The sequence below is a fragment of the Micromonospora sp. NPDC023644 genome, assembly GCF_040640115.1.
GTDB lineage: Bacteria > Actinomycetota > Actinomycetes > Mycobacteriales > Micromonosporaceae > Micromonospora.
The window spans coordinates 112,754-134,012 of the sequence record NZ_JBFABA010000004.1; the positions used below are offsets into that span (position 1 = coordinate 112,754).

The 21,259-nt window shown below is 74.4% G+C and carries 24 protein-coding genes; 9 read left to right on the forward strand and 15 right to left on the reverse strand.

Annotation, left to right across the window (positions count from 1 at the left end):
* Positions 1-897 (forward strand): GNAT family N-acetyltransferase, encoded by an 897-nt coding sequence (locus AB0G08_RS04870; protein ID WP_358083171.1) that lies wholly within the window; start codon positions 1-3, stop codon positions 895-897.
* A 28-nt stretch (positions 898-925) separates the two neighbouring features.
* On the opposite strand, the gene AB0G08_RS04875 is transcribed toward AB0G08_RS04870, so the two are convergent.
* Both AB0G08_RS04875 and AB0G08_RS04880 read right to left on the reverse strand, forming a co-directional pair.
* Positions 926-1,441: an O-acetyl-ADP-ribose deacetylase gene (locus AB0G08_RS04875; RefSeq protein WP_358083174.1), complete on the reverse strand. Its 516-nt coding sequence runs from the start codon at positions 1,439-1,441 to the stop codon at positions 926-928.
* Position 1,442: 1 nt separating this feature from the next.
* A complete protein-coding gene (locus AB0G08_RS04880; protein WP_358083177.1) occupies positions 1,443-2,234 on the reverse strand; it encodes an EI24 domain-containing protein in 792 nt (263 codons plus the stop codon).
* A 65-nt stretch (positions 2,235-2,299) separates the two neighbouring features.
* Here AB0G08_RS04880 and AB0G08_RS04885 point away from each other — a divergent pair, with 65 nt between their 5' ends.
* Positions 2,300-3,337: a YafY family protein gene (locus AB0G08_RS04885; protein WP_358083179.1), complete on the forward strand. Its 1,038-nt coding sequence runs from the start codon at positions 2,300-2,302 to the stop codon at positions 3,335-3,337.
* Here AB0G08_RS04885 and AB0G08_RS04890 read toward each other — a convergent pair.
* On the reverse strand, positions 3,328-4,242 hold the full coding sequence (locus AB0G08_RS04890; RefSeq protein ID WP_357874933.1) for an SDR family oxidoreductase: 915 nt from the start codon (positions 4,240-4,242) through the stop codon (positions 3,328-3,330). The genes AB0G08_RS04885 and AB0G08_RS04890 overlap by 10 nt on opposite strands.
* Positions 4,243-4,318: 76 nt before the next feature.
* Here AB0G08_RS04890 and AB0G08_RS04895 point away from each other — a divergent pair, with 76 nt between their 5' ends.
* Positions 4,319-5,014, forward strand: a complete 696-nt coding sequence (locus AB0G08_RS04895; protein WP_358083572.1) for a nucleotidyltransferase domain-containing protein — start codon at positions 4,319-4,321, stop codon at positions 5,012-5,014.
* Positions 5,015-5,189: 175 nt separating this feature from the next.
* Positions 5,190-7,463, forward strand: coding sequence for a trypsin-like serine protease (locus AB0G08_RS04900; RefSeq protein WP_358083182.1), 2,274 nt, complete (start codon positions 5,190-5,192; stop codon positions 7,461-7,463).
* 261 nt (positions 7,464-7,724) lie between these two features.
* Here AB0G08_RS04900 and AB0G08_RS04905 read toward each other — a convergent pair whose 3' ends face one another.
* The 4 genes from AB0G08_RS04905 to AB0G08_RS04920 form a co-directional block, all read right to left on the reverse strand.
* Positions 7,725-8,612: an alpha/beta hydrolase gene (locus AB0G08_RS04905; protein WP_358083185.1), complete on the reverse strand. Its 888-nt coding sequence runs from the start codon at positions 8,610-8,612 to the stop codon at positions 7,725-7,727.
* Positions 8,609-8,923: a DUF2516 family protein gene (locus AB0G08_RS04910; protein ID WP_357874939.1), complete on the reverse strand. Its 315-nt coding sequence runs from the start codon at positions 8,921-8,923 to the stop codon at positions 8,609-8,611. Before AB0G08_RS04910 ends, AB0G08_RS04905 begins: the two co-directional genes overlap by 4 nt.
* A gap of 70 nt (positions 8,924-8,993) precedes the next feature.
* Complete coding sequence (locus AB0G08_RS04915) at positions 8,994-9,731, reverse strand: hypothetical protein (protein WP_358083188.1); 738 nt, start codon at positions 9,729-9,731, stop codon at positions 8,994-8,996.
* A complete protein-coding gene (locus AB0G08_RS04920) occupies positions 9,728-10,348 on the reverse strand; it encodes a helix-turn-helix transcriptional regulator (RefSeq protein ID WP_358083191.1) in 621 nt (206 codons plus the stop codon). The genes AB0G08_RS04915 and AB0G08_RS04920 overlap by 4 nt, the downstream gene beginning before the upstream one ends.
* Positions 10,349-10,460: 112 nt before the next feature.
* On the opposite strand from AB0G08_RS04920, the gene AB0G08_RS04925 reads away from it, so the two are divergent.
* Complete coding sequence (locus tag AB0G08_RS04925) at positions 10,461-11,258, forward strand: alpha/beta hydrolase (protein WP_358083194.1); 798 nt, start codon at positions 10,461-10,463, stop codon at positions 11,256-11,258.
* Positions 11,259-11,459: 201 nt separating this feature from the next.
* Here AB0G08_RS04925 and AB0G08_RS04930 read toward each other — a convergent pair whose 3' ends face one another.
* The 5 genes from AB0G08_RS04930 to AB0G08_RS04950 form a co-directional block, all read right to left on the reverse strand.
* Entirely contained in the window at positions 11,460-12,155 is a 696-nt protein-coding gene (locus AB0G08_RS04930) for a class I SAM-dependent methyltransferase (RefSeq protein ID WP_358083197.1), read from the reverse strand.
* Positions 12,156-12,334: 179 nt separating this feature from the next.
* Positions 12,335-13,294, reverse strand: coding sequence for an asparaginase (locus AB0G08_RS04935; protein WP_358083199.1), 960 nt, complete (start codon positions 13,292-13,294; stop codon positions 12,335-12,337).
* A 95-nt stretch (positions 13,295-13,389) separates the two neighbouring features.
* Positions 13,390-14,232 (reverse strand): 3-keto-5-aminohexanoate cleavage protein, encoded by an 843-nt coding sequence (locus AB0G08_RS04940; RefSeq protein ID WP_358083202.1) that lies wholly within the window; start codon positions 14,230-14,232, stop codon positions 13,390-13,392.
* A 92-nt stretch (positions 14,233-14,324) separates the two neighbouring features.
* Positions 14,325-15,437: a folate-binding protein gene (locus AB0G08_RS04945; RefSeq protein WP_358083206.1), complete on the reverse strand. Its 1,113-nt coding sequence runs from the start codon at positions 15,435-15,437 to the stop codon at positions 14,325-14,327.
* Entirely contained in the window at positions 15,434-15,862 is a 429-nt protein-coding gene (locus AB0G08_RS04950; protein ID WP_358083209.1) for a Fur family transcriptional regulator, read from the reverse strand. The genes AB0G08_RS04945 and AB0G08_RS04950 overlap by 4 nt, the downstream gene beginning before the upstream one ends.
* A gap of 70 nt (positions 15,863-15,932) precedes the next feature.
* Between AB0G08_RS04950 and AB0G08_RS04955 the strand changes: the two genes are divergently transcribed.
* The gene (locus AB0G08_RS04955; RefSeq protein WP_358083211.1) at positions 15,933-16,781 is read left to right on the forward strand and encodes an aminotransferase class IV; all 849 of its coding nucleotides are present in this window, start codon (positions 15,933-15,935) and stop codon (positions 16,779-16,781) included.
* Positions 16,782-16,796: 15 nt separating this feature from the next.
* Here the strand turns inward: AB0G08_RS04955 and AB0G08_RS04960 are convergent, their stop codons facing one another.
* Both AB0G08_RS04960 and mtfM read right to left on the reverse strand, forming a co-directional pair.
* Positions 16,797-17,390, reverse strand: coding sequence for an FABP family protein (locus tag AB0G08_RS04960; protein WP_357874963.1), 594 nt, complete (start codon positions 17,388-17,390; stop codon positions 16,797-16,799).
* The gene (gene mtfM, locus AB0G08_RS04965; RefSeq protein ID WP_267897534.1) at positions 17,387-17,491 is read right to left on the reverse strand and encodes a small membrane protein MtfM; all 105 of its coding nucleotides are present in this window, start codon (positions 17,489-17,491) and stop codon (positions 17,387-17,389) included. The genes AB0G08_RS04960 and mtfM overlap by 4 nt, the downstream gene beginning before the upstream one ends.
* A 12-nt stretch (positions 17,492-17,503) precedes the next feature.
* Between mtfM and AB0G08_RS04970 the strand changes: the two genes are divergently transcribed.
* From AB0G08_RS04970 to AB0G08_RS04980, 3 genes are read left to right on the forward strand one after another with little or no spacing between them, the layout of a single operon-like run.
* A complete protein-coding gene (locus tag AB0G08_RS04970) occupies positions 17,504-17,878 on the forward strand; it encodes a DsrE family protein (protein WP_358083214.1) in 375 nt (124 codons plus the stop codon).
* A gap of 54 nt (positions 17,879-17,932) precedes the next feature.
* Positions 17,933-18,313 (forward strand): SCP2 sterol-binding domain-containing protein, encoded by a 381-nt coding sequence (locus tag AB0G08_RS04975; protein ID WP_358083217.1) that lies wholly within the window; start codon positions 17,933-17,935, stop codon positions 18,311-18,313.
* Positions 18,310-20,367, forward strand: a complete 2,058-nt coding sequence (locus AB0G08_RS04980) for a glycogen debranching N-terminal domain-containing protein (RefSeq protein ID WP_358083220.1) — start codon at positions 18,310-18,312, stop codon at positions 20,365-20,367. Before AB0G08_RS04975 ends, AB0G08_RS04980 begins: the two co-directional genes overlap by 4 nt.
* Before the next feature lie 8 nt (positions 20,368-20,375).
* Here AB0G08_RS04980 and AB0G08_RS04985 read toward each other — a convergent pair whose 3' ends face one another.
* Positions 20,376-21,242, reverse strand: coding sequence for a hypothetical protein (locus AB0G08_RS04985; protein ID WP_358083223.1), 867 nt, complete (start codon positions 21,240-21,242; stop codon positions 20,376-20,378).
* Positions 21,243-21,259 lie beyond the last annotated feature (17 nt).

A 21,259-nucleotide genomic window follows, 5' to 3' on the forward strand; every position in this document is an offset into this window, starting at 1 on the left:
GTGCGCATCCGGACCGCCCGCCCCGACGACGCGCCCGCCGTGGTGGCGATGCGCGCGATCGTGCACCCCTACCTGGTGCGCGGCGTCGAGTCGACCCGGCAGATGATCGCCCAGCCCCCGCCCGGCGAGGAGTGGGCCGCGTACGTCGCCGAGGTCGACGACGCCGTGGTCGGCTGGGTGTCGGCGTACCGCAACGACCGGACCTCGGAGCCCGACGTCGGCGAGATCTCCACGCTGCACGTCCACCCCGAGCACCGGGGCCGGGGCGCCGGCACCGCGTTGCTGACCGCCGCGCTGGCGCACCTCCGCGACATCGGGGCGCGCCGGGTGCGCACCTGGGCGCTGCCGGAGTCGCTGCCGTTCGCCCGCCGGCACGGCTTCACGCCGAGCCGGGAGCTGCGCTACTCGGCCCTCGACCTGCGGCCGGCCCCGCCGATGCCGGAGCCGCCGCCGGGCGTACGGCTGCTTGCGCTGACCGACGTCGAGCCGCGTCGGGTCTACCTCGCCGAGGTGGCGGCGGCGGCCGACGAGCCGGAGGACGTGCCCGCCGACGCGATCAGCTACGAGAACTGGTACTCCGAGGTCTGGGACAACCCGGGCCTGGACCGCGCGGCCAGCACGGCGGCGGAGGCCGGCGACGAGATCGTGGCCTTCAGCCTCGTCCAGCGCGACGGCGACCGGATGTGGTCGGACTACACCGGCACGCTGCCGACGCACCGGGGTCGTGGGCTCGCGCGCCTGGTCAAGACGGCGGCGCTGCACCGCGCCGCCGCCAACGGCGTACGCGTCGCCTACACCTCGAACGACGAGGCGAACGCGCCGATGCTGGCGGTCAACGTCCGGCTCGGCTACCGCCCGGTCGGCTCCAGCTGGTCCTGCCTGCGCGAGCTGTCCTGACGGTCCCTGGGCGGCGGACCACGCGGCGTCAGCCGGCGTCGTACACCCGTTGCGCGACCGCCCGGGTGTCGGCGCCGAAGAGCACCAGCCGGGCCTCGGTGACGTGCGCCGGGGTGGCCGACCGGAGCACCGACAGGGCCTGCCGGACGGCATCCTCGACCGGCCAGCCGTAGACGCCGGCCGAGACCAGCGGAAAAGCCACGGTGGCCGCGCTCAGCTCGTCGGCGATCCGCAGGCTGTTCGCGTAGCAGTCGCGCAGCAGCGCCGAGCGGTCCTCGGTGGCCGACCAGACCGGCCCGACCGTGTGCACCACCCAGCGCGCCGGCAGGTTCCCCGCGGTGGTCGCCACCGCCTGGCCGGTCGGCAGGCCGCGGCCGTACCGGGAGGCGCGCAACGCCCGGCACTCGTCGAGGATGGCCGGACCGCCCCGCCGGTGGATGGCGCCGTCCACTCCCCCGCCGCCGAGCAGCGACGAGTTGGCGGCGTTGACGACGACGTCCACCCGTTGGGTCGTGATGTCCCCCTCGACCAGGGTGATCTCCACGTCAGCCCTCCACCGTGGACTGGCCGAGCGACCGGCGGGCCAGCAGGGTCGCCCCGGCGACGGCGGCCGGCATGACGAGCACCGCGCCGAGCGGGATCAGGAAGCAGACGAAGACCGCCACCCCGAAGCCGAGCGTGGTCGGTCGGTCCGCCTTGAGGTGTGCCCGCCGGTCCGGCAGCCGCATGCCGCGCCGGTAGAAGGGGGCCCCGACCAGCTCAACGGCGAGCAGCCAGCCGCCGACCGCCGCCCCGATCACCGGCACCACGGTCTGACCGACCACGGGGATGAAGCCGGCGGCGAAGAGCGGGATGCCGAAGAGGATCGACAGTCCCACCAGCCGCAGCGAGTCGGCGACGCTGCGCCGCAGCGACGACCAGAACGGCACGTCGACCGCGCCGGGCGTGCCGCCGAGGCGCTCCTCGACCCGTTCGGAGATCTTCTCGTAGAACGGGTCGCCGATGACCAGGGTGACGGCGGTGAAGCTGACCACCGCGAGCAGGCCCCCGAGGCCGAGGAAGGCCAGCCCGGCGATCACCCGGACGAGGCTGCGCGAGGTGGTCGACCAGTCGTCGGCGAACGGGGTGACCAGCGCGGCCAGGTCCTCGACGAAGTACGCCAGGGTGGCGAACGCGGTCACGAAGATCGCGCCCGAGATCAACGCCGGGATGACGCCGAGCAGCATCAGCCCGGGGCTGCGGACGTAGAGACCGAGGCCGCGCAGGAGCAGGCCCACGCCGGTGAAGAACCGGCCGGCGGCGCCGGTCACGGGCGCGGCGATGCGGGGTGCGTTCACGACCGCAGAGCCTAGTGGGCCCGGCCGGCCAGCGCGGGCGAGCGGGCACCGGGCAGGATGGACGGGTGCGGGCGGCCCGGTTGATCTCGTTGGTCCTGCTGCTCCAGGCGCGGGAGACGATGACCGCGGCGGAGCTGGCGCGGGAGCTGGAGGTCTCCGAGCGAACCGTCTACCGGGACGTGCTGGCGCTCTCCGCCGCCGGGGTGCCGGTCTACGCCGACCGGGGTCGCGCCGGCGGCTACCGGCTGCTCGGCGGCTACCGGACCCGGCTGACCGGGCTGACCCGGGACGAGGCGGAGGCACTCTTCCTGGCCGGGCTGCCCGGACCGGCGGGCGACATGGGGCTCGCCGACGCGGTGGCCTCGGCCGAGTTGAAGGTGCTGGCCGCGCTGCCGCCCACGCTCCGGGACGCCCCGGCCCGCACCGGGCAGCGGTTCCACCTTGACGTGCCGGGCTGGTTCCGGGAGGTGGGGCCGCCGCCGTGGCTGACCGAACTGGCGGGCGCGGTCTGGCGCGACCGGGTGGTCGAGCTGCGCTACCGGCGCGGCGACCGCGAGGTGACGCGCACCGTGCGGCCGTACGGGCTGGTGCTCAAGAACGGCGTCTGGTACCTGGTGGGCCGCGTCGGCGACGACGTGCGCACCTACCGGGTGGACCGGGTCACCGGCGTCCAGGTGGGCCCGGAGACCTTCGACCGGGACGAGGACTTCGACCTGGCCGGGCACTGGCGGGAGCAGGCCGAGGCGTTCCACCGGGGCGTGCTGCGGGAGCGGGCCACCGTCCGGCTCAGCCCCGCCGGCCTGCGCCAGCTCCGGCACCTGGCGGACGCCCCCTTCGCGTACGACGAGGCGGTCGCCGCCGCCGACGGCCCCGACGGGCAGGGCTGGGTGGTGACCCGGCTGCCCGTCGAGTCCGTCGACGTCGCGTACCACCAGCTCCTCGGGCTGGGCCCGGAGGTGGAGGTGCTCGACCCGCCGGAGCTGCGGGCGCGGCTGGCCGAAGCGGCCGGGCGGATGGCCCGCCGCTACGCCGGACCGCAGCCCCAGCCCGGGCGCGGACCGCAGCCAGAACCCGCGCCGGACCCCGGGTCGGGTCAACGGTAGCCGGTGTCGTCGGCCGGCAGGCCGGGCTCCACCACCTCCGTGTTGTAGCGCGCCCAGTGCGGCCGGGTGCCGTCCAGGTCCGTGAAGCCGTACACCTGGGCCAGCCCGCCGCTGTCGAGCGACTCGCCGTTCCAGCGGGCCCGGTCCGGGTCGGCCGCCAGGGCGGCAACCGCGCGCCCCACGAAGGCCGGGGTCTCCGACATGACGAAGTGCGGTTCCTTGGCCGCACCGTCGCGCCAGTTCTCCTCGGTGACGCCGTAGTGCTCCAGCATCGCCTCGGACCGCAGCCAGCCCGGGGTGAGCGCGACGGCGGTGCAGCCGTGCGGCTTCAGCTCGTGCGCCCAGCAGAAGGCGAGCCGGTTCACGGAGACCTTGGCCAGGTCGTAGAAGACCGAGAGGCGGTAGTTGGCGTCGTTGTGCTCCCGCGTGCCGTCGCCGATCTCCACCACCAGGCCGCCGGGTCGGCGGATCAGCAGCGGCAGCGCGAAGTGGCTGGTGACGATGTGCGTGTCGATCGCCAGGCGCAGGCTGCGGAAGCCTGCCTCCAGCGGCTGCTCCCAGACCGGCTTCTCCCAGGTGGTGAGGGGGTCGCCGCCCCAGATGTCGTTGACCAGCACGTCGAGGCGGCCCTGCTCGGCGTCGATCCGGGCGACCAGGTCGCGGACCTGCTCGGGAACGAGGTGGTCGACCCGGGCCGCGATGCCGGTGCCGCCGGCGGCGGTGACCAGCTCGGCGGTCTCCTCGATGGTCTCCGGGCGGTCCATCTCCGAGCGGCCGGCCCGGCTGCTGCGGCCGGTGGCGTAGACCGTGGCGCCGGCGGCGCCGAGCTGGACCGCGATCTGCCGGCCGGCGCCCCGTGTCGCCCCGGCGACGAGCGCGATCTTCCCTGTCAGCGGTTTCGTCATGCGGCGAGCCTGTCAGCGAAACCTGACAGCCGAAGTCCGGTTTCGCGAAGCCGTGTCGTCCGTCATGCTCGCCGGCATGCACCTGCTGCTCTCCGGGATCGTCGGCTCGGTCGCGTACGGGCTGGCCGGGCCGGGCTCCGACGTCGACCGGATCGGCGTCTTCGCCGCGCCCACCGTCGCGTTCCACGGCCTGCGTCCGCCCCGCGAGTCGGTGGTGACCACCGACCCCGACATCACCCTGCACGAGGCGGCGAAGTGGTGCCGCCTGGCGCTGAGCGGCAACCCGACCGCCACCGAGCTGGCCTGGTTGCCGGAGGACTGCTACGAGACCCGGACGGAGTTCGGCGACCGCCTGGTCGCCATCCGCTCGGCGTTCCTCAGCGCGCCCCGCGTCCGCGACGCCTACCTGGGCTACGCCGGCCAGCAGTTCCGCAAGCTGGAGTCCCGGGGCGACGGCACGTTCTCCGCCGACACCCGGCGACGTACGGCCAAGCACGCCCGGCACCTGGCCCGGCTGGTGCACCAGGGCCGGCTGCTCTACGCCTCCGGCGTGCTGGAGATCCGGCTCGCCGACCCGGAGTGGTTCCGCGGTTTCGGCGAGCGGGTGGCCGACGGCGCGTTGGCCGAGGCACGGGCGCTGATCGCCGAGGCGGAACGGGACTTCGACCGCGTCCGCACCCCGCTGCCGCAGCGCCCCGACGAACCGACAGTGGAACGCTGGCTGCTCGACGTGCGCGCCGCCCACCTGCCGCCGCAGCCGGCCACCCGCTGAGCCGCGCCCGTCGGGACGGCGGACGGCGGCCGTGGTCCGCCCGACGGTTCGCGGGGCCCCCGTGTCGCATCGAGATCGATAAACTGCGCCGCGCCGGCTCGGCAGGGCCGGCACGAACCTACGTACGGGGGAACCGTTGCATAACAGACGTATGGGCACCTGGGGTGGTGGCCTCATGGCCGCCTGCCTCCTCGTGACGGCGATCGGAGGTGGCGCGGCCTCGGCGATGGCCGGCGCCGAGCCGGTACCCGACGGCGGCCATGCCTTCACGGCGAAGATCACTTTCGGTGACGTCCGGAGCTGCACCGGGGCGCTGGTCGACGCCCGCTGGGTGGTCACGGCGAAGAGCTGCTTCGTCGACGGCGCCACCGCGCCGACGGACGGCCCGCCGGCCCGGCCCACGACCGTCCTGGTCGGCCGGACCAACCTGGCCGGCACCGCCGGGCACCGCCTCGCGGTCACCTCGGTCGTCCCGCACCCCGACCGCAACGTGCTGCTGGCCGAGCTGTCCGCGCCGGTCGGCGACATCGCCCCCGCCCTGTGGACCGGCACCGCGCCGGGCAGCGGCGAGACGCTGCGGGTGACCGGCTACGGGCGGACGAGCACCGAGTGGGTGCCCGACCGGCTGCACACCGGGACGTTCACCGTGGGCACCGTCGGCTCCACCACAGTCACGGTCACGGGCACCACCCCCGCTGCCACCATCTGCAAGGGAGACGCCGGAGGGCCGGCGTTCCGCGAGACCACGGGCGGCGCGGAGCTGGTCGCGCTCAACAACACCAGCTGGCAGAAGGGCTGCCTCGGCGAGACCGAGACCCGCGACGGCGCGACCCAGACCCGCCTCGACGACCTGGGCCCCTGGTTCCGCCAGACCGTCCAGACCCAGCCGTACGCGCTCGCGCACGCCGTCGCCGGCGAGTTCACGCGGGACGGGCGCGAGGACCTGGTCGCCGTCGAGCCGAGCACCGGCAAGCTCTGGTTGTACCCGGGCACGGCAGTCGACCGCCAGTGGGGCGACCGGGTCCAGCTCGGACAGGGCATCGACTGGAGCGGCTACCGTGACCTGGTCGTCGGCCAGTTCGAGGGCGACACCTACGACGACCTGCTCGCCGTCGAGACCGCCACGAACACGCTCTGGATGTTTCCCGGAACGGCCCAGGGGCACGGTTTCGGCAACCGCGTGCAGGCCGGATCCGGGTGGCAGGACCTGAACGACCTGGTCGTGGGCCGGTTCAACCGCGACGCCTACGACGACGTGGCCGCCATCCACGCGCCGACCGGCCAACTGCTGCTGTACCCCGGCACGGCGGCCGGCGGTTTCGTCTTCGGCGAACACGCCATCCTCGGCCACAGCGGCTGGACGCTGAAGCGGGAACTGGTCGCCGGTCGGTTCAACCGGGGCGACACCTACGACGATCTCGTCGTCGTCGACAAGAGCAGCGGTGACGTCCAGATGTACCCGGGCACGGCCGCCGGCGGCTCGGCCTGGGGCCAGATCCTGACGATCGCTGTCGACGGCCGGGGCCTGACCTCCGTGGCGGCGGGCCGCTTCAACCCCGACGGGTACGACGACCTGCTCGCCGTCGAGGTCGACCAGGTCTGGCTCTACCCGGGCACGACCGCGGGCGGCGTGCTGGCCGCCCGGGTGCAACCGCTCGGTCGCGTCCCTCACCTCCAGCCCCACGGGCTGCTGGAGGCGGTCACCGGCAAGTTCAACCAGGACGGCTACGCCGACCTCATCGGCCTGGAGAAGGGCACCGGGCGGCTCTGGCTGTATCCGGGCAACGCCCTCGGCCTCTTCGGCAGGCGCGTGCCGGCCGGGAACGGGTGGAACGGCTACCGTGACCTCGTGGCGGGCCGGTTCGACCGGGACGCCTACGACGACCTGCTGGCGATCGAGCTGAGCAGCGGGACGCTCTGGCTCTACCCCGGCAACGGGCAGGGCGGCTGGGGCGCCCGGAAGCAGGTCGGCGCGAACTGGCTCGGGCTGGAGCGGTTGACCGGCGGGCGGTTCGACCGCGACGAGTACGACGATGTCGTGGCCGTGGAGACGAGCACGGGCAAGCTGCGGCTCTACCCGGGCACCGCCGCCGGAAGCGGCTGGGGTCCCAGCACGATCGTCGGCCAGAGCGGCTGGAACGACCTGGGCGCGTTGGGTCGCGGCCAGGTCGACCGGAACACCCACGACGATCTGCTGGCGGTGGAGAAGGCGACGGGGAAGCTGTGGCTCTACCCGGGCACCACCGCGGGCGGTCCGTTCGGGGCCCGGGTCGAACTCGCCCCGGGCAACTGGGCCGGACGCAAGGAGCTGGTGGCGCTCCGCGCCGACGCCGACGGCCACGACGACATCCTGGTCGCTGACGCCGGCACCGGCCGTGCCCTGCTGCACCTGGGCCTGCCCGGGGGCGGCATCGCCGGTGACGCGACGGAGTTCGGGCCGCTGGGCTGACCTGCTGCCGATCGCAGGGCCCGCGCGGTCGGGCCGGACGGCGTGGTCCGTCCGGCCCGGCCACCACGTCTCGCACGTTGCTGGTCCACCCGGGCACGAGCGCCGGTGGGGCCTTCGGTGAGCCGACCGAGTCCGGTCCCCGCGACGAGCCGCTCCAGCCCGTCCCCAGTCAGCTGAGGCCACCCGGCCGGACGGACACCGCCCGTCCGGCCGGGCAGCCCCCGCCCGTCGGGGCTCCCGGCGGGGCCGACGCCCGACGCGTCACCCGTTGAGGAAGGCGGAGATCCGGCTTCGCAGGTCGGCACGTTCCGTCCAGAGGACGCCGGGCCGGTCGTAGACGTGCAGGGTGGCCCGGGGCAGCGCGGCCGCGAGCTGCTCGGCGACCTCGGCCGGGTGCAGGTCGTCGCCGGCGCAGCCGATCACCAGGGCCGGCGCGGTGACCGCGGCCAGCGAAGCGGCGTCGTGCAGCGGCGCCTGCTCGGGCAGGCTCGCCAGCCCGGAGGCGAGCCCGTCGCGCAGGAGCTGGTCGAGGCGCTGGCGCAGGTAGGCCCAGCCGGCCGGGGTGTTGCGTACGGCGGGCGGCAGCTCGGCCTGGACCACATCGGCCACGGCGGAGGCGTCGCCGCTCTCCACGGCCTCGAACAGCGCGGTCAGCCAGGCCCGGGCGGCCTCGCCGCGCGGCCGGTCGAGCGCTGCGGGCAGGAAGATGACCAGCCGCTCGAAGCGGTCCGGGCTCTCGGCGAGCAGCCGGCAGAGCGCGCCGGCGCCGAGGCTGGCGCCGAAGGCCCGGGTGGCGCCGCCGAGGTCGGCGACCGCGCGCAGGTCGCGGGCGAGGTCGAGATAGCTCCAGGGGCCGGGCGGCGCGTCGGAGCGGCCGTGCCCGCGGAACTGGAAGAACAGCTTGCGGCCCGTCACCCCGCTGCCGAACGGGCGCGTGGTGGCGATGCCGTTGCCCAGCCCGTGGGCGAAGACCGTGACCGGGTCACCCGTGCCGGTGACGAGCTGCTCCAGGCGTACGCCGTGCGGCGTGGCGACCAGCTCGGTGTCCGGCTCCGGCAGGGCCGGTCGGCCGGTACGCGGGGCGCCCGGGCCGGGACCCCAGGTGCGGGGCCCGCCGTCCGGCGGCGGCGGCCAGCGGAAACTTCTCACCAGAACCCTTTGCCGTCGCTCAGGTCGCGCAGCCCCACCCGCACGTCGAGCAGGTAGATCAGGCCGGCGGCGATGCCGACGAGCCCGAAGAGACTGATCGGGCCGAAGCCGAGCAGGGTCAGCGCCAGGCAGACGGCGAGGATGGCGATCCAGCCGCCCTTGGGCAGGGTGCCGATGGCGGAGAAGGCGTCGGAACGCTGGGTGATGGCGTGCACCAGGGCGATGCCCTGCACGATCAACGCGAAGACGAGCAGGATCAGCTCGATCACGTAGCGAACATCGAAGGCGAAGAGCGGCGCGGCGTAGGCCATGTCGGCAAGCTTATGCCGGTGGCCCCGGATACGTCCGACAGGACGCATCCGGGGCCACGGCGGAATCGAACTACTCGGCGGCCGGGCGGATCCGCTTGGTGGCCCGGGGCAGCTTCGCCGACGGCGTGGCGGCCGGCTTGGCGACCCGGGTGGCCCGCGTCGCCTTCTTGGCGGCGGCCGGCTTGGCCTCCAGCACCTCGGCCACGTCGGCCGGGGTCGGCACCTCGGCGGTCACGGCCGGGGCCGGCACGCTGGCCGGCTTCGCGACGGCCTCGGCCGGCTCGGTCTCGGCCTCGGTCGCCTCGATGTCGGCGTTCACGGTCTCGGCGGCCTCCAGCACGCCGGCCCCGACGACCCGCTCGCCCCGGGCGACCAGGGCGACGTACGCGGCCTGCGCCCGCTCCTGCGCGGCCTGGGCGCCGGCGACCACCACGGCGGCGTTGCGGGTCGCCATCGCACGGAGCTTGTCCAGGTCCGCCACCTCGCGCAGCTTGTCCAGGTCGGCGGCCTCGCGCAGCTTGTTCAGGTCGGCGGCCTCGCGGAGGCGCTTCAGGTCCAGCTCGGTCGGGACGGCCTTCTCGCGCAGGCTGCCGGCGGTCAGGTTCGCCGTGCGCAGCGTGTCGTTGGCCTTCTGGCGCAGCTCGACGCCGGTGACGACGGCCTTGCCACCCAGGTCGGCGACGACCTTGGTGCCGAGGTCGGTCACCACGGCGGGGAGCTTGCGCAGCTGCTGAAGGGCGAGCTCGCCAGCGCCAGCGGCGGCGTAGATCGGGGCCGGGATGCGGCTGGTCTTCGACTGGGACATCATTTCTCCTCTTCGGCCGCGTCGGCGGCCTTCCGGACCGCGTCGCGGGCGGCCTTCTTCTCGGGGGTGTCGATCGGAGCGGGGGCGGGGCCGGCCTCGGTGACGGCGACCGACTCCAGAACGGCCTCGGTCGGGGTGCCCTCCGGCGTGGTGGGGCCCGTGGCGGCGAGGTTGGCCAGGTCGGGCGCCGCCTCGACGGGATCCGGCGTACCCACGCCGGTGGCGTCGGGGTCGGCGGCGGGGGTCGCGCCGGTGGCCGCCGCGGTCGCCTCGGCGAGCCGTGCGTTCTCCCGGCGGAACGTCTCGTAGATCTGGGTGAGCGACTGCTTCTGCGCCATCGTCAGGTCGGGGTCGACGGAGATGGCCGCGAGCACGCCCTGGCCCTCCTTGTCGTCGAGCAGTCCGGCCCGCAGGTACATCGCCGGGGTCGACACCCGCAGCGCGCTGGCGAGCTGCTGGAGCACCTCCGCGCTCGGCTTGCGCAGGCCGCGCTCGATCTGACTCAGGTACGGGTTGCTGACCCCCGCCTGCTCGGCGAGCTGCCGGAGCGAGATCTTCGCGTTGCGGCGCAGATCGCGGATGAACCCGCCGACATCGGGAAGGTCCTTACCAGTGGCCATGACCCGTACGCTAACGCGCCCTGCTAGCTCCTGCAAGCAAAGTGCTAACCAGAGTTAGCGACGTCTCATCTCGCGGTTGCGTCCCGGGTCGCCCCGTGCGTACCTTTCCGCAGTGACCAAGATCGAGGTGAACGGCGCCCTGCTCGCGTACGACGACACCGGTAGCGGCACACCCGTCGTCCTGCTGCACGCGGGCATCGCGGACCGCCGGATGTGGCGGGAGCAGGTCGGCCCGCTGGCGGCGCGGCACCGGGTGATCGCCCTCGACCTGCGCGGCTACGGGGACTCCGAGCTGCCGCCGGCCCCGTTCGCGCACCACGACGACGTGGCCGGGCTGCTCGACGCGCTCGACATCCCCCGGGCGGCCCTGGTCGGCTGCTCGTTCGGCGGCGCCGTCGCCATCGACACCGCGCTGGCCCACCCGGAGCGGGTAACCGCGCTCGCCCTCCTCGGCACCGCCTCCTCCGGCCACGAATGGTCGGAGGAGGCGAACGACCTCTGGGACAGCCTGGTCGGCGAGGTCGACCCGGAGGACTTCGCCGCCAGCGCCGCCGGCGAGGTGCGGTTCTGGGTGGTCGGCCCGGGCCGCGAGCCCGCCGACGTCGACCCGGAACTGCTCGCCTTCGCCCGCGAGATGGACCAGCGGGCGCTCGCCGCCGAGTTGGCGCTCAGCGCGGTCGACGTCGCCGAACTCGATCCCCCCGCGATCGGCCGCCTCCACGAGCTGCGGATGCCCGTCCTGGTCGGTGCCGGCGGCGCGGACGTGCCCGACATCAGCCGGCTCGCCGACCGGATCGCCGCCGAGGCGCCCGACGCGACGCGCCTGCCCGACGTGCCCGACGCCGGCCACCTGCTGCCGTTGGAGCGCCCCGCCCCGGTCAACGCCGCCCTGCTCGACTTCCTCCCCTGACACCCGCCGCCCCTGGTGCGACGGCGGCGCCGGGCTTCCGGCACGTCCGACCCGTGCGGACACCGGACCAGAACCGTCCCATGATCGGCAGGACAGGTCCTCGGCCTGTCCTGCCGATCGTGTGAGCCAGGCCGGTTCGCCTCCGCGAGCCAGGTCCGGACGGCCGCGGGGCGCATCCCCCGGTCTGCCCGGGGTTTCCTGCTAGGCGGACTCGAGGACGAAGAAGAGGAAGCCTATGAAGGACCCGGAACCCAGGCCGGGTGGAAGCAGCTTCGCGGGAGCGTCCGGAGAAGGGGGCGGCTCGCTGATCGTCGCGATGCGGAAACCAGCGGCGGCAAAAGCCTCCGCCATGGCGTGCAGCGGCCGGTGCCAGAAGGTCAGCCACACGGTCTGGCCGTCCATGACGTAGTCCTCGGAGTACTTCGTCAGCGCGAAGTAGTCGGCCTTGGGATACTCGATCGCATAGGCGGCGGGGTGGTTGACCGAGAGGATCAGGCGACCGCCCGGCTTCAGCACGCGACGCAACTCGGCGAGGGGGCCGGACCAGTCCTCCAGGTAGTGCAGCACCAGAGACGCGACGACGTCGTCGAACTCGGCGTCTGCGAACGGCAGTGGCGTGCTCAGGTCCGCCACGTGCAGGTCGGCGTCCTCACCCAGCCTCCGGCGGGCCAGGTCGACCATGGCCGCACTCACGTCGAAGCCGGTGACCACGGCTCCCCTGGCGCGCAGCGCAGCTGACAACGGGCCGGAACCGCACCCCGCGTCGAGGATCCGGCGGCCCGAGACGTCGCCGGCGAGGCGGAGCATCGCGGGTCGCTCGTAGTAGGCGTTGAAGAGGCCGGACTCGTTCTCCGCCGAGTAGGCGTCCGCAAAGTTGTCGTAGTCGGTGGTTGTCACCGTTACCCCATTCCCACGGCCCGTCCGCCGTCCACTTTCCACGGCCCACGGCGTTCGGGGCAAGTCCCGTCACGGCGCCCCGGTCGCCCCGCAGGATCTCCGCCGTTGACATGCTCACCGCCGAGCGGTTCACCGGCTGGCCGCACGGCCGGCGAACACCGCGATGACGGGCGGGACGGCTACCAGAGCGGCCGGACGGCGCCGACCGGCAGGCCGCCGCCGAACAACGGCAGCTCGGCGTACTCGGTCAGCACCGGCGCGTCCAGCCCGAGGCGGCGCAGGGCGGAGACCAGCACCGGCATCCGGGCGCGGCCCGCGCCGTCGTCGATCTTGAGGGCGACCGCCCCGACGCCAGGTACCGCCACGGCGAGGACCCCCTCGGCGCCCACCTTGGCGAGCAGCCCGGGGACGCCGCGCATCAGGCGGGTGTCCTCGGCCCGGGTACCACCGACGATCTCCGGGTGCGCGCGCATCGCGTCGGCCACCGTCCGCGGCACGGAGCCCGGCTCCGCCGAGACCAGCCGGAGGTACGCCCCGGCCAGCCCGGTCAGCGACACCGCGAGCACCGGGGCGCCGCAGCCGTCCACCCCGACCGCCGCGGCCGGCTCGCCGGTGAACTCCTCGACCGCGTCCCGCAGCCGCTGCTGCAACGGGTGCTCCGGTCGCCAGTAGCCGTCGAGCGGCCAGCCGGCGGCCAGGCAGGTCAGCAGCATCCCGCTGTGCTTGCCGGAGCAGTTCATCTGCGTCCGGGTGGGCCCGCCGCCGGCCCGCAGCACGGCCGCCCGCGCCTCGTCGCCCACGGGCAGGTCCGGCGGGCAGTGCAGGGCCGACTCGTCCAGCCCGGCGCGCGCCAGCAGCGCGCCGACCCGGGCCAGGTGGAAGTCCTCCCCGGCGTGGCTGGCCGAGACCAGCGCGACGTCGGCGGGGTCGGCCAGCGCCAGCCCGGCGCGGAGCATGCCGACCGCCTGCATCGGCTTGTTGGACGAGCGCGGGAAGACCGGGGAGGTCACGTCCCCGGCGCCGGCCACCGTCGCGCCGGCGGCGTCGAGCACCACCACCGAACCCCGGTGCGCGCCCTCGACGAACCCCGACCGGACCACCTCGGCGAGCGGCGCGCCGCCCTCGTACGTCTTTCCCACAGGGTGGACGGTACCGGCACCGTCGACCGCGCCCGGCGGGCGGGTGAGCAGGCCGTCGGCGATCCGGTGTACAGCAGCGCCGCCCCGGCCGCCGCTTACCGTCCGGGGGCCGGCACGCCGAGCAGCCCGCGCGCCTCGGCGGTGGTCAGCGGCGGCCGCTGGGCGAGCTGGGCGAAGCCGACCGCGCGGGCGACGAGCTGCATGTTGGACTCGACCGGACGGCCCTTGGCGTAGGTGACCGTGTCCTCCATGCCGACCCGCAGGTGCCCGCCGGCCGAGAGCGAGGCCAGCATGACCGGGATGGTGCTGCGGCCGATGCCGGTGGCCGAGAAGGTGGTGCCCTCGGGCAGGTCACGCAGCGCCTGGAGGGCGGCGACCAGCGCCGGGGTGGTGCCCGGCATGCCGCCCGGCACGCCCATCACGAAGTCGACGTGCACGTGGCCGCCGGCCGGCAGGCCGTACTTGCCGAGCAGCCGTTGCAGGGCGGTCAGGTGGCCGAGGTCGAAGATCTCGTACTCGGGCACGATGCCGCGCTCCTGCATCCGGGTGTGCAGGTCGACGATGAACTCCCAGCGGTTGAGGAAGACGTCGTCGCCGAAGTTGAGCGTGCCCATCGTGCAGGAGGCCATGTCCGGCCCGGCGTCGAGCACCGCGAGCCGGTCGGCCTCCGGGTCGGTCACCGCACCACCCGAGGAGAGCTGCACGATCAGGTCGGTGCTCTCCCGCAGCGCCGCCACGGTCTCCCGCAGCCGCCCCTGGTCCAGGGTGGGCTTCGCCTCGTCGTCGCGGATGTGGACGTGGATCACGGCGGCGCCGAGCGCCTCGCACTCCTTGGCGGTGAGCAGCAGCTCGTCGAGCGTCACCGGCAGGGCCGGCACCTCGGCCTTGGCCGACTCCGCGCCGGTGGGGGCAACCGTGATCAACGTCCCTGTCGTCATGCCCGGATCCTAGACCGAGGCCAGCGGGCCAGTCGACCGGAACTTTTCCGGCCTCGGCGCCGTGAAGCAGAGATTCTTTCGCTGGCGGGCCGTCAGGCCGGATCGATCGCGGCGGCGGTCTCCCCCACCATGAGGCGGGCGTCGTCGGCGACGTTGCGCTTGACCACGGCCAGGGCGACCTGACCCAGCTCGTGGTGGTGCACGGCCGTGCCGACGAAGCCGACCGCCCGGCCGTCGAGGGTCACCGGCGTGCCGGCGACCGGCGGCTGGTCGGTGGTCACCCCGTCCAGGTGCAGGAGTACGAGCCGACGCGGCGGCCGGCCCATGTTGTGCACCCGGGCGACGGTCTCCTGACCCCGGTAGCAGCCCTTGTCCAGGTGGACGGCCGGGGCGACCAGGTCCACCTCGGCCGGGATGGTCCGGTGGTCGGTGTCCACCCCGACCCGGGCCCGCCGGGCGGCCACCCGCACCGCCTCGTACGCCCACAGCCCGGCGACCGGCACCCCGTTGCCCCGCAGCTGGGTGACCACCTGCTCCATCGCGGCCCGGGGCACCAGCAGGTCCACGCCCAGCGGGCCCCGGCGGGCCCAGCCGCCCACGGGCAGCGGGCGCACGTCGTACAGCGCGGTCGGCCGGGGCGGCTGCTCGCCGGAGCGGAACTTCGGACCCGGCACCGCGACCACGTCGGGCGCGGCCAGCCCCGTCACGCCGAGCGTCTCCACCGCGGCGGGGGCCTCCGGCCCGACCAGGGAGAGCAGCGCGCGCTCGGCGGTCACGTCGCGTGGCTCGACCTTGCTGAAGAACCGCATCCGCTCCAGGTACGCCAGCAGCCCCGCGGTGGCGCCCGGCTCGGTGTCGAGCCAGGTGGTGATGCCGTCCTCGGCGACCATGGCGTGCTGCTCGACGTGCCCGTGCGGGGAGAGCACCAGCAGCTCGGTGCCCTGGCCCGCGCCGAGCTGCGCCAGGTGCTGGCTGGTGAGGGTGTGCAGCCAGGCGATCCGTTCCTCGCCCGGCACCGCGACGACGCCCCGGTGCGACCGGTCGACCAGGCCGACCGCCGTGTCGAGGGTGCGCTGCTCGCGCATCGGGTCGCCGTAGTGCGCCGCCACACCCCGCACGCCGGCCGCCGCGTGCGCCGGCTCGGGCTGGTCCCGGCTGGCCTCGTCGATGCTCTCGACGCTCACCGCGCCCGCGATGTCGATCATTTCCGGTCCCCGTTCTCACAGCGGACGCAGACGCCGAAGAACGAGACGTGGCCGATGTCCACCCGGAACCCGCGCTGGCTCGCCAACTCGTCGGTCAACGGGCGAAGCAGCTCCGGATCGATCTCGTCGATCGCGCCGCAGTCCCGGCAGACAAGGTGGACGTGCTGGTCCTCGCCGGCCGCGTGGTAGGTCGGCGAGCCGTGCGAGAGGTGGGTGTGGGTGACCAGGCCGAGCCGTTCCAGCAGCTCCAGCGTGCGGTAGATGGTGGTGATGTTGACCCCTGCGGCGACCTCCCGGACGGCTGTGTGCACCTGCTCCGGGGTGGCGTGCCCCAGGTCCAGCACAGCCTGGAGGATCAACTGCCGTTGCGCCGTCAGCCGTAGCCCACGGGCGCGGAGCATTTCCGCGAGGGAGGATTCGGACACCGTCCGATCATAGTTCGCTCCGCCGCGCCCGCCGTCGGTGTCGACTCGTCCGCCGCTAGGCTCGGCGGTCATGGTGGCGTCGAGGATCGCCGTACCGGGGCGCGGACTGGTGCCGCCCGGGGAGCCGGTGCTGCGCGGCGACGACCGGGGCGTGCTGCACGGCGACGGGCTCTTCGAGACGATGCACCTGCGCGACGGGCGGCCGTGGCTGCGCGACGCGCACCTGGCCCGGCTGGCCCGGGCGGCGGCGGCCGTCGACCTGGCGTTGCCCGCCGCCGAGGTGCTGGTCGAGCTGCTGGACGCCGTCCGCGCCGGCTGGCCCGCCGGGGTGGAGGGGGCGCTGCGGCTGGTCTGCACCCGGGGCCCGGAGGGCGGCGGCCCGCCCACCGTCTACGCCACGCTGGCCGAGGTGCCGGCGGCGGCCCGGGCGGCCCGCCGGGACGGGGTCACCGTGGCCACCCTGCCGCTCGGCGTCGCGGCGCGGGCCCGCGCCGAGCTCGACTGGCTGCCGGCCGGGATCAAGTCCACCTCGTACGCGGTGAGCACCGCCGCCCGACGCTGGGCCGCCCGTGCCGGCGTGGACGACGCGCTCTGGGTCTCCTCCGACGGGTACGCGCTGGAGGGGCCCACGGCCAACCTGGTGTGGCTGACCGGTGACACCCTCTGCACGGTGCCCGCCGCGGAGACCGGCATCCTGCCCGGGGTGACCGCCGCCTGGCTCCTCGCGCACGCCCACGAGCTGGGCCTGCGCGCCGAGGAGCGCCTGGTCACCCCGGCCGGGCTGCGTACCGCCGACGGCGTCTGGCTCAGCTCGTCCGTCCGCGGGCTCGTGGAGATCCGCGCCTTTGACGGCGTCCCGCTGCGCCGCTGCGCGCGCACGCCCGCCCTCCAGGCGCTCCTGGCCTTCCCCCTCCCCTGACCCCGGGAGGGAGCCTCAGCCGGCCACCCGGGTCAGGCGTGCGGAGAGGTGCGGGGAGAGCGGGTGGCCGAGGGCCGCCATCTCCTGGGCGTAGAGCAGGGCGCCCTCGACGATGCCGAAGAGGCGGTGACCGGCGGTGACCTCCTTGGCGGTCGACGTGCGGACCACCGCGTCGGTGACGAACTCGATCTGGGTGCCCTTGCGCTTGCCGATGTGCAGCTCCATCACCCCGGTGGGCACGGTCATCAGCGCTTCCAGCTCGTCGGTGGCCCGGTCGCCGTCCATCACCGGCCGCCACCAGCCGACCTCGCGACCCGCCGGGCGGACCGGGCGGCTCTGCTCGTCGAGGAGCCAGGCGCGCGACTCGTAGAACAGGAACGGCCGGCCGTCGTGGCTGATCCGGATCTCCTGCGCGAAGTCGAAGTCCTCGATGGTGGGGAAGCCGCCCCGCCCCCGGCCGCGCCACACCCCGACGTACGGCAGCAGGCCGTCCAGCGTGGGATGCAGCTTCGGGCCGACGCGCAGGTCGTGGCTCTCCTCGTACGGGTACGGGTCGACCGGCGGCGCGTTCAGCCACGGCGGCGGCTGCAGGGGGTTCTCGTCGCTCACCAGCGTCCTCTCGATATGCGTACGGCCAGGTAGACCAGGCCACCGGCGAGCGCGCCCAGACCGGCGACCAACAGGCTGACGAACCCGATCTCGGTAACCATCGCGACCATCCTATGCTGGGCCCCATGGACCGCTCTCTCGTCGTCAAGGCCACCGCCGGCGCGGACGCCCCGGAGCGGTGCGCCCAGGCCTTCACCGTCGCCGCCACCGCGGCCGCCGCCGGGGTGCACGTGTCGCTCTGGCTGACCGGGGAGTCCACCTGGTTCGCGCTGCCCGGCCGGGCGCAGGAGTTCGAGCTGCCGCACTCGGCCCCGCTGGCCGAACTGCTGCACGTGATCCTCACCACCGGCACGGTGACCGCCTGCACCCAGTGCGCCGCCCGGCGGGAGATCGGGCCGGGCGACGTGCTCCCGGGCGTCCGCATCGCCGGCGCCGCGGTCTTCGTCGAGGAGGCGATGGCCGAGGGGGCCCAGGCCCTGGTCTACTGACGGCTGCCCGCCGATACCGACCCGGCAGGTCGGGCAGATGCCTACGATTCGGGTGTGACCGAGGCGACGGAGCGGTTCTTCGAATCACTGCCGGCGCGCGCCCCGGACGTGCTGGTCAGTCCGGTCAGCGGGACGATGCAGATCGACCTCTCGCGCGGCACCCGGACGGTGCACTGGCTAATCCACCTCCGGCCGGGCGCGATCGAGGTGAGCCGCAACCGGGGGCCCGCCGACGCGATCTGGTACACCAGCCAGGACCTGTTCGACAGGCTCGTCACCGGCCGGGCCCAGGCGATCTCGTCGGTGTTCCGCAACGAGAGCAGCTTCAGCGGCGACGTCGTGCTCTTCCTGCTGTTCCGCCGGTTCTTCCCCGACCCGCCCGGCACCCGGGATCCCCGTGAGGTCGCGCGCGCACAGGCCGGGCGGCTGCGGTGAAGCAACTGGTCAGCATCCTGGACGGCAACACCTTCCTGGTCAGCGACAACTCCGGCGACATCGAGCCGTCCCTCGACTTCCCGACCGGGCTCTTCTCGTTCGACACCCGCCACCTCTCCACCTGGCTGCTGACCCTCGACGGCGAGCGACTGCACGCCCTCTCCGTCGACACCGCGGAGTCCTTCCGCACCCGGTTCTTCCTCGTCCCCGGCGAGCCGACGCACTACCTGGACGCGAAGGTCTCGGTGATCCGCAGCCGGGCGATCGGCGGCAGCTTCGTGGAGGAGCTGACCCTGCTCAACCACTCCGGAGAGGAGATGGAGTTCGTCGTCCACCTCGACATGGCCGCCGACTTCGCGGACCTGTTCGAGATCAAGCACGTCCGGCACAAGCAGGGCCAGGCCAGCGCCACCGTCGGCGACGACGAGCTGCGTCTGGCCTACCGCCGGGAGGGGTTCCACCGCGAGACGGTCATCAGCACCAGCGCGCCCGCGCACATCGAGGTCTCCGGCATGACCTACCGGATCCGGGTCGGCCCGCGCGGCGAGTGGACGACCCGGCTGCACGTGTCGACCGTCGTCTACGGTGCGCGCGGCGAGGACATCCGGGCCAACCTCCCGCGGTACGGGGGCAGTCGCGACCCGGACGCGATCCGGGCCGAGCACGCCGAACTGGTCGCCCGGGCGCCGAAGCTCGGCTGCGACTGCCAGCCGCTGGCCGGGGCGTACCGGCAGAGCCTGCACGACCTGGCGGCGCTGCGCTACGAGTCGATCACCCTCGGCGTACGTCTGGTGGCCGCCGGCCTGCCGTGGTTCATGACCCTGTTCGGCCGGGACAGCATCATCACCTCGCTCCAGGTGGTGCCCTTCCTGCCGGAGCTGATCCCGCCGACCCTGATGATGCTGGCCGGCCTCCAGGGGCACCGGATCGACGACTTCCGGGACGAGGAGCCGGGCAAGATCCTGCACGAGCTGCGCTACGGCGAGACGGCGGGCTTCGAGGAGCAGCCCCACTCGCCGTACTACGGCTCGGCCGACTCGACGCCGCTGTTCGTCATCCTGCTCGACGAGTACGAGCGGTGGACCGGCAACGACAGGCTGGTGCGGGGACTGGAGGCCCAGGCCCGGGCCGCCCTGGCCTGGATCGACACGTACGGGGACCTGCTCGGCACCGGCTACCTCTGGTACCAGACCCGCAACCCGGACACCGGGTTGGCGAACCAGTGCTGGAAGGACTCCTGGGACGCGATCTCGTACCGCGACGGCCGGTTCCCCGGCTTCCCCCGCGCCACCTGCGAACTCCAGGGCTACGCGTACGACGCGAAGATCCGCGGCGCCCGGCTGGCCCGGGAGTTCTGGGGCGACCCCGCGTACGCCGACCGGCTGGAGCGGGAGGCGGCCGAGCTGAAGATGCGGTTCAACCGGGACTTCTGGATCCCGGAGCGGGAGTACTACGCGCTCGCCCTGGACGCCGACGGCCGGCAGGTGGACGCCCTCACCTCCAACATCGGGCACCTGCTGTGGAGCGGCATCGTGGACGAGTCGCGGGCCGGTCGGATCGCCGAACACCTGCTGGGGCCGCGACTCTTCAGCGGTTGGGGCGTCCGGACCCTCGCCGACGACCAGGGGCGCTACAACCCCGTCGGATACCACGTCGGCACGGTGTGGCCGTTCGACAACTCGATCATCGCCTGGGGGCTGTGGCGGTACGGCTTCCGCCGGGAGGCCGGGCAGATCTGCGACGGGATGCTGGCCGCGTCCCGCTTCTTCGGCGGACGGCTGCCGGAGGCCTTCGCCGGCTACGAGCGGACCCTCACCGACTACCCGGTGGAGTACCCCACCGCGTGCAGCCCGCAGGCCTGGTCGGCGGGCACGCCGCTGCTGCTGCTTCGGGTGATCCTGGGACTGGAGCCGCAGGGCGACCACCTGATCATCGACCCCGCCGTGCCCGAGGGCATGGGGCGGGTCGAGCTGCTGGACATCCCCGGCCGCTGGGGCCACGTCGACGCCCTCGGCCGCAGCCGCAACCCGCACGAGCACCCGCGCGGGCGCTGACCGTCCGGTCAGGCCGGGCAGCCGGTGTTGACGGTGACGACGACCTGGTCGCCCGAGAGATCGGCGACGACCATGGCGGCGCCGTGCCGGTAGGCGTACGCCTGTGCGGTCCGCAGCATCGCAGGACGGGCGACGGGGGCGAGCGCGTCGGCCGGGGACGGCGGGGCCGGGACGCCTGCGGAGCGGGCGGTGCGGGCGGTGCCGCGGGTGGGGCAGGGGGCGACGACCAGCTCGGGGGTCGCCCCGGGCGGGCCGCCGAGCGCCCGCAGCGCCGCGGCCAGGGCCTCGGTCTCCCCGTGGTCGGCGCCGACCGCCGGTGCGGCGTAGCCGTCGCCGACCGGCCGGCACCCCGTGTCGACGGTCAGCCGGACGAGGCCGTCCGCCTCGACCTCGCCGGAGACGGTGACGAACTCGCCCGCGTCGGCGCGCAGCCGGGGGCCGTCCTCCGACGTCGCCCGGACGCCGGCCCGCCAGCTCTCGGGGAGCCGGTCGGCGACCCGCTGCAGCAGCGACCGCTCCAGGCCCACGGCGACGAACACGTCCACCCCGCGGGTCAGGGTGGCACCGTCGGCGAACGGGGTGACCCGGCAGCCCCGCTCGACCTCGGGCGGGGTCAGCACGGCCGTGTCGCCGGCCGCCGCGACCAGTGCGCCGGCCGCGCGGTCGACGACGGGGCCGGCCTCGGTCAGGCTGCGCTGCTCGCGGACGGTCGGCGGGTCGTCCCGCACCGAGACCCAGGTCAGCGCCGCCAGCAGCACCGCCCACGCCACCGTGGCGGCGAGCAGCCAACGCCACCACCGCCGGGAGGGCGTCGGCTGGCCGGGACCGGTGGGCGGGGCCTGCCCCGCCGCTTGTACGCCGTTCACGGGGGCCATGGTGTCACGCCGGTCGG

What these genes read in the sequence shown, in the direction of transcription:
- AB0G08_RS04985 (WP_358083223.1), bottom strand. Translation starts at nt 21,242, where the DNA reads ATGGCCCCCGTGAACGGCGTACAAGCGGCGGGGCAGGCCCCGCCCACC.
- AB0G08_RS04945 (WP_358083206.1), bottom strand. Translation starts at nt 15,437, where the DNA reads ATGATCGACATCGCGGGCGCGGTGAGCGTCGAGAGCATCGACGAGGCC.
- AB0G08_RS04895 (WP_358083572.1), top strand. Translation starts at nt 4,319, where the DNA reads ATGCACCTGCTGCTCTCCGGGATCGTCGGCTCGGTCGCGTACGGGCTG.
- AB0G08_RS04955 (WP_358083211.1), top strand. Translation starts at nt 15,933, where the DNA reads ATGGTGGCGTCGAGGATCGCCGTACCGGGGCGCGGACTGGTGCCGCCC.
- AB0G08_RS04890 (WP_357874933.1), bottom strand. Translation starts at nt 4,242, where the DNA reads ATGACGAAACCGCTGACAGGGAAGATCGCGCTCGTCGCCGGGGCGACA.
- AB0G08_RS04915 (WP_358083188.1), bottom strand. Translation starts at nt 9,731, where the DNA reads ATGATGTCCCAGTCGAAGACCAGCCGCATCCCGGCCCCGATCTACGCC.
- mtfM (WP_267897534.1), bottom strand. Translation starts at nt 17,491, where the DNA reads ATGGTTACCGAGATCGGGTTCGTCAGCCTGTTGGTCGCCGGTCTGGGC.
- AB0G08_RS04920 (WP_358083191.1), bottom strand. Translation starts at nt 10,348, where the DNA reads ATGGCCACTGGTAAGGACCTTCCCGATGTCGGCGGGTTCATCCGCGAT.
- AB0G08_RS04900 (WP_358083182.1), top strand. Translation starts at nt 5,190, where the DNA reads ATGGCCGCCTGCCTCCTCGTGACGGCGATCGGAGGTGGCGCGGCCTCG.
- AB0G08_RS04970 (WP_358083214.1), top strand. Translation starts at nt 17,504, where the DNA reads ATGCTGGGCCCCATGGACCGCTCTCTCGTCGTCAAGGCCACCGCCGGC.
- AB0G08_RS04910 (WP_357874939.1), bottom strand. Translation starts at nt 8,923, where the DNA reads ATGGCCTACGCCGCGCCGCTCTTCGCCTTCGATGTTCGCTACGTGATC.
- AB0G08_RS04940 (WP_358083202.1), bottom strand. Translation starts at nt 14,232, where the DNA reads ATGACGACAGGGACGTTGATCACGGTTGCCCCCACCGGCGCGGAGTCG.